The organism is Pantoea sp. KPR_PJ (genome assembly GCF_041386365.1).
Taxonomy (GTDB): Bacteria; Pseudomonadota; Gammaproteobacteria; order Enterobacterales; family Enterobacteriaceae; genus Pantoea.
This window is the reverse complement of record NZ_JABMIK010000017.1, coordinates 1-4,190: the sequence shown is the minus strand read 5'-3', so window position 1 is coordinate 4,190 and position 4,190 is coordinate 1. Positions and strand designations below refer to the sequence as shown.

3 protein-coding genes and 4 tRNA genes are annotated in these 4,190 nt (G+C 50.5%); 6 read left to right on the top strand and 1 reads right to left on the bottom strand.

Annotation, left to right across the window (positions count from 1 at the left end; translation table 11 throughout):
- Positions 1-184: 184 nt before the first annotated feature.
- Entirely contained in the window at positions 185-1,222 is a 1,038-nt protein-coding gene (gene murB / locus HP564_RS20135) for a UDP-N-acetylmuramate dehydrogenase (protein WP_371245575.1), read from the top strand.
- Complete coding sequence (gene birA / locus HP564_RS20130) at positions 1,219-2,178, top strand: bifunctional biotin--[acetyl-CoA-carboxylase] ligase/biotin operon repressor BirA (protein WP_371245574.1); 960 nt, start codon at positions 1,219-1,221, stop codon at positions 2,176-2,178. The genes murB and birA overlap by 4 nt, the downstream gene beginning before the upstream one ends.
- 33 nt (positions 2,179-2,211) lie before the next feature.
- Here birA and coaA read toward each other — a convergent pair whose 3' ends face one another.
- A complete protein-coding gene (gene coaA / locus HP564_RS20125) occupies positions 2,212-3,162 on the bottom strand; it encodes a type I pantothenate kinase (protein ID WP_371245573.1) in 951 nt (316 codons plus the stop codon).
- A gap of 513 nt (positions 3,163-3,675) precedes the next feature.
- Here coaA and HP564_RS20120 point away from each other — a divergent pair.
- From HP564_RS20120 to HP564_RS20105, 4 genes are all read left to right on the top strand, one after another.
- A tRNA-Thr gene (locus tag HP564_RS20120) sits at positions 3,676-3,751 on the top strand.
- Positions 3,752-3,758: 7 nt separating this feature from the next.
- Positions 3,759-3,843 (top strand) — tRNA-Tyr (locus HP564_RS20115).
- Positions 3,844-4,035: 192 nt separating this feature from the next.
- Positions 4,036-4,110 (top strand) — tRNA-Gly (locus HP564_RS20110).
- A gap of 5 nt (positions 4,111-4,115) precedes the next feature.
- Positions 4,116-4,188 (top strand) — tRNA-Thr (locus HP564_RS20105).
- Positions 4,189-4,190 lie beyond the last annotated feature (2 nt).

Below are 4,190 nucleotides of genomic sequence, written 5' to 3'. Positions count from 1 at the left end.
CCCCATGCGAGAGTAGGGAACTGCCAGGCATCCACACGCGACAGCCCTGACCTCACGGTCAGGGCTTTTTGCGTTTTCATAATGCCGAAAAAAAGCGTTTTCTCCCTACATTAGATTAAAACTTCCCTACAAGGCTGAAATGATGCGGTAAACTACGCGCAGATAACTTAGTAAAGGCCGCACAATGTCCCACCCGTATCCTTCTTTGCAAGCCGACAATACGCTTGGTCTGGCAATTCACGCCTGTCACCGTGTTATCGCGGAGACACCACAGGCTATCCTCAACGCGTGGCGTGAGGCAGAACGCAACAGGCAGCCCTTTATCCTGCTCGGTGAAGGCAGCAATGTGCTTTTCCTTGAAGATTTTTCGGGCACGGTTGTGATTAACCGTATCAAAGGGATTCATATTGAACAGCAGGAAGACGCCTGGAAAATTCATGTTGGTGCCGGTGAAAACTGGCATACGCTGGTCGAATCCACCCTGAAACAGGGGATCCCTGGTCTGGAGAACCTTGCTCTTATTCCAGGTATGGCTGGATCTGCGCCGATTCAGAATATCGGCGCCTATGGCGTAGAGTTCAGGGATGTCTGCGACTATGTCGACGTGCTTGACCTGCACACGGGTGAAACGCAGCGCCTGCATCGTGAAGCCTGTGCGTTTGGCTACCGTGACAGCATTTTCAAGCATCATTATCAGCACGGCTATGCCATTGTCGCAGTAGGTCTTCATTTGCATAAAGAGTGGCGTCCCGTGCTGACTTACGGCGATTTGACCCGTCTGGATGCTGCGACGGTAACGGCGCAGGAAATCTTCAATGCTGTTTGCCATATGCGGCGATCCAAGCTGCCCGATCCTCGCGTAACGGGCAATGTAGGCAGCTTTTTTAAAAACCCACTGATTGGCCGTGAGCAGGCTGAAAAACTGACAGGCAGCTATCCCGGTATGCCTCATTATCCGCAAGCGAATGGTGACGTTAAACTGGCGGCGGGTTGGTTGATCGATCAATGCCAGCTGAAGGGCTTTCGCGTTGGCGGGGCAGCGGTACACCAGCAGCAGGCACTGGTATTAATCAATGCTGAACGTGCCACTCCTCAGGATATTATCGAACTGGCAAAAATCGTGCGCGCCCGCGTTGGGCAAAAATTTGATGTCTGGCTTGAACCAGAGGTTCGATTCATTGGGGCAGTGGGTGAGTGCAATGCTGTGGAGGCCATTTTATGAAAGACCATAGCATCCCATTAAAGTTGATTGAGATACTCTCGAATGGTGAGTTCCATTCCGGAGAGCAGCTGGGTGAATCGTTAGGCATGAGCCGTGCTGCCATCAACAAACATATTCAGACGCTGAAATCCTGGGGACTGGATATTTATACGGTGACGGGGAAGGGATACAGCCTGCCAGCACCCATGCAGTTACTGGATAAAGACACCATCATGGCACAGCTTAATCATGCCCGCCTTGATGTGATCCCCGTGATTGATTCCACTAACCAGTATTTGCTCGATCGTATGAATACGCTGCAGTCAGGGGATGCCTGTATTGCAGAATATCAGCAGGCTGGTCGCGGACGCCGAGGGCGGCAGTGGTTTTCTCCGTTTGGTGCCAATCTCTATATGTCGATGTACTGGCGTCTGGAACAGGGGCCCGCCGCTGCGATGGGACTGAGCCTGGTTATCGGCATTGTCATGGCTGAGACTTTACAACAGCTGGGTGCCCAGGATGTTCGGGTGAAATGGCCTAATGATCTTTACCTTCGCGATCGCAAACTGGCCGGGATCCTGGTGGAATTAACAGGAAAAACGGGTGACGCAGCGCAAATTGTCATTGGTGCAGGTATCAATCTGGCCATGCGCGGCGCAGATGCTGACCAGATCAATCAAGGCTGGATCAATTTGCAGGAAGCTGGCATTACCATCGATCGAAACGATCTTGCCGCGAGGCTAATCAATAGCCTGCGTGACGCATTGCCGCTGTTTGAGCGTGATGGTCTTGCCCCCTTCACCGAACGCTGGAAAGCGCTGGATAACTTTATTAATCGTCCTGTTAAGTTGCTGATCGGCGAACGCGAGATACATGGCATCGCACGCGGAATAGATAAACAGGGTGGATTACTGCTTGAGCAGGAAGGGGAAATCCGTTCCTGGGTAGGTGGGGAAATATCCCTGCGACCGCAATAAAAGAAAGCCTGCACGATGCAGGCTTTCTTTTGCTTATTTGCGCAGTTTGACCCGATCGACGGCATGGTTGCCGCTTTTGGTCATAATGAGGCTGGCTCTCTCGCGGGTCGGCAGAATGTTTTCCTGCAAATTTAACCAGTTAATCTCTTTCCACAGGCCGGTGGCTATCTGCACAGCCTCTTCTTCAGAGAGTTGTGCATAGTGATGGAAATAGGAGTCAGGATCGGTAAAGGCTCCCTGACGAAATTTAAGAAAGCGATTTATGTACCAGCGCTGTAGCAAATCATCTGGCGCATCAACGTAAATAGAAAAATCAACAAAGTCGGAAACAAACACATGGTGAGGATCGTGGGGATAATCCATTCCGCTCTGTAAAACATTCAATCCTTCAAGAATCAGTATATCTGGCTGATGAACAACTTTATCTCCGTCGGGAATGACGTCATAGACAAGGTGTGAATAGACCGGCGCAGTGACCTGGCTGGCACCTGATTTCAGGGCTGAGACAAAGTTGACCAGCCGATGCATATCATAAGACTGCGGGAAGCCCTTCTTTTTCATCAGGCCGCGTTCTTTCAATACGGCATTAGGATGTAGAAAGCCGTCGGTAGTAATGAGCTCTACTTTACGATGCTCTGGCCAGCGGCTCAGCAGCGCTTGCAGGACACGTGCCGTGGTGCTTTTACCAACGGCAACGCTACCGGCGATACTGATAATATAGGGGACTTTCTGTCCGTCTGTGCCGAGGAATTGCTCCAGCACTGCCTGACGTCGCAGATTAGAACTGATGTAAAAATTGAGCAGGCGTGACAGAGGAAGATAAATTTCTGCCACTTCCTCAAGAGATAAATCCTCATTGATGCCTTTCAGCTGGGCAATCTCTTCTTCCGTCAGGGTCATGGGTACAGAATTACGCAGCGCCGCCCACTGCTTGCGCGTGAATTCCATGTAGGGCGTGGTCAGAGGTGAAATTTTTTTATTCATAAGTATGCGTCTGACTGCAGATGCAGGCTCACTCTTGTCAGGCGGAGAAAAAACCTGCCGCGTCGAAAGAAGATAGCTGCATGTCCAGGGTCTTTACTGAGAACAATGGGCTGGAGGTTATCATCAGTGCGACAACAAAAAGAAGGAAAATGATAAATCCGCGCACGCTTTCGCAAGTGGTTGTGCGCAATATCCGTTTTTTGGCCGCGGCACAGCGCAGCGATCGTCTGCGCAAATGGTGAATAAACCAGCAAACGCACCAGTGACCTCATTCCTTGACGTTTTTTTTCTCTACTGAAAAGAAAAAAGGTCATCAATGGCGGCACGATAAAAAGGGAAAAGGAAAGGAAGAATCGCTATCTCATCATCAGCAAACAGGCCATTTTTGCCTGTTTTTCATCCGACAAAGGGCTAAATTGAGAGGGTTTGCACAAATAGTAGGCGAAAGAATTATTTCGGTGATTTTTTTGTTGCATCCTGCCCCCGTCCTTCCTAGAATGCGCGTCACTTGATGCCGGCTTAGCTCAGTTGGTAGAGCAACTGACTTGTAATCAGTAGGTCACCAGTTCGATTCCGGTAGCCGGCACCATCAAGTAGGTGGGATTCCCGAGCGGCCAAAGGGAGCAGACTGTAAATCTGCCGTCACAGACTTCGAAGGTTCGAATCCTTCTCCCACCACCATCTCAACCCTTTCGGTTGAGAGCAGATAAACGGCCTGTTTGTCTGTCGGTGAGTCACTTCTCTCACCCCAAATTCAAGCTGCGCTTCGGCGTAGTTAACGTCGGTCAGTAACGCTGGCAGACTTAGAATAGTAGGGGAACATCTCTTATTATTCACAAGCTACAGAAAGAACAGGTAGCCGAGTTCCAGGATGCGGGCATCGTATAATGGCTATTACCTCAGCCTTCCAAGCTGATGATGCGGGTTCGATTCCCGCTGCCCGCTCCAGATGTGCTGATATGGCTCAGTTGGTAGAGCGCACCCTTGGTAAGGGTGAGGTCCCCAGTTCGACTCTGGGTATCAGCACC

Bases quoted from the DNA above. Each gene is read 5' to 3' on its own strand.
- murB (WP_371245575.1), top strand. From the start codon at position 185: ATGTCCCACCCGTATCCTTCTTTGCAAGCCGACAATACGCTTGGTCTG.
- birA (WP_371245574.1), top strand. From the start codon at position 1,219: ATGAAAGACCATAGCATCCCATTAAAGTTGATTGAGATACTCTCGAAT.
- coaA (WP_371245573.1), bottom strand. From the start codon at position 3,162: ATGAATAAAAAAATTTCACCTCTGACCACGCCCTACATGGAATTCACG.